This is a genomic window from Glycomyces amatae, from assembly GCF_020991375.1.
Taxonomy (GTDB): domain Bacteria; phylum Actinomycetota; class Actinomycetes; order Mycobacteriales; family Micromonosporaceae; genus Glycomyces; species Glycomyces amatae.
The window spans coordinates 1-1,264 of sequence record NZ_JAJLQZ010000052.1 but is presented as its reverse complement, the minus strand read 5'-3'; the positions used below and the strand labels follow the sequence as shown (position 1 = coordinate 1,264).

Below are 1,264 nucleotides of genomic sequence, written 5' to 3'. Positions count from 1 at the left end.
GTGAGCTGTAACAAGGATTTTGGACAGGGATCTCGTAACGGTTGGGTTTCAGGCAGCGCGAGAGAAGTACTCGGCCAAGGCTTCGGCTGGGGTCCGGTAGCCGAGTGTCGAGTGTAGGCGTCTGCGGTTGTAGAACGCCTCGATGTAGTCGGCGACCGCCAGGCGCGCTTCAGCCCTGGTGGCGAAGGTCTTCTGGTGGTAGCACTCGTTCTTCAAGCTCGCGAAGAACGACTCGGCGGCGGCGTTGTCCCAGCACACGCCGGTGCGGCCCATCGACCGATCGACGCCGTTGGCCTTGCACCAGGCGGCGAAGGCCCCCGCGCAGTACTGCGTTCCCCTGTCGGAGTGGAACACTGCTCCCTCCTCGAGGTAGCCGGCCTCCTTCGCAGCGGCCAGGGCCTCGATGACCAGGCTCGTGCGCATGTGATCGGCCATCTGCCAGCCGATCACCATCCGCGTGTGCAGGTCGATCACGGTCGCCAGGTAGAGCCAACCCTCGCCGGTCTTGAGGTAGGTGATGTCCCCGACCGCCACCCTGCCGGGCGCTGCGGCGCTGAAGGCCCGTTCAACGCGGTCGGGCACCTCCTCGACGACCTCGCCTGGGACGGTGGTCTTCCTCCAGGCCCGCGGCTGCACCGCCTCGAGCCCGGCCTCGCGCATCAGGTCCGCGACCAGCCCGACCGAGCAGGGAATCCCGTCCCGATTGAGCTGCGCCGCGACCCGACGGCAGCCGTAGGTGCGGCGGGAGTCTTCGAAGACCCGCTCGATCTCGACTGCAAGCCGTCGCCGGCGGGCCTCGGTGGCCGTCTCGGCCCTGTCCCTCCAGTAGTAAAACGTCGAGCGCGGCACCCCGAGCTGGACGCACATCCAGGTGATCGGGTAGTTGGCCTTCTCCGCCTCGATCAGGGCGCAACGCTCGGCTACCCCTGCTCCCTCGCGAAGAAGGCCGCGGCTTTTTTCAGGAACTCATTCTCCATGCGCAGCCGCGCGACCTCGGCCTCCAGCTCGGAGATACGGGCTTGGTCCACCGGTGATTCCTCTTGTGATGTCTGGGGATGTTCGTCTTTCCAGTTGTTCACCCAGTTGCCCAGCGTCGTCGAATTGATCCCCAGGTCACGGGCGACCTCGGCGACCGTTCGACCGGTCTGGACGACCATCTGCACAGCCTCGGCCTTGAACTGCGGGCTGAACTTCCGGCGCTTCGCGGGCATGGACGGAATCCTCTCAGATCAGGATCCGCGTCCAACATCCTTGATACACCTCA

Annotated in this window: 1 protein-coding gene; it reads right to left on the bottom strand. The window is 65.6% G+C overall.

Annotation, left to right across the window (positions count from 1 at the left end; all coding sequences use genetic code 11):
- Window positions 1–48: 48 nt before the first annotated feature.
- Window positions 49–1,211, bottom strand: a protein-coding gene (locus LO763_RS28555; protein WP_439650329.1) for an IS3 family transposase whose coding sequence is annotated in 2 segments (ribosomal slippage) — window positions 49–959 and window positions 959–1,211 — 1,164 coding nt in all. Because the reading frame shifts where the segments join, the coding sequence is not laid out codon by codon here.
- Window positions 1,212–1,264: the final 53 nt, after the last annotated feature.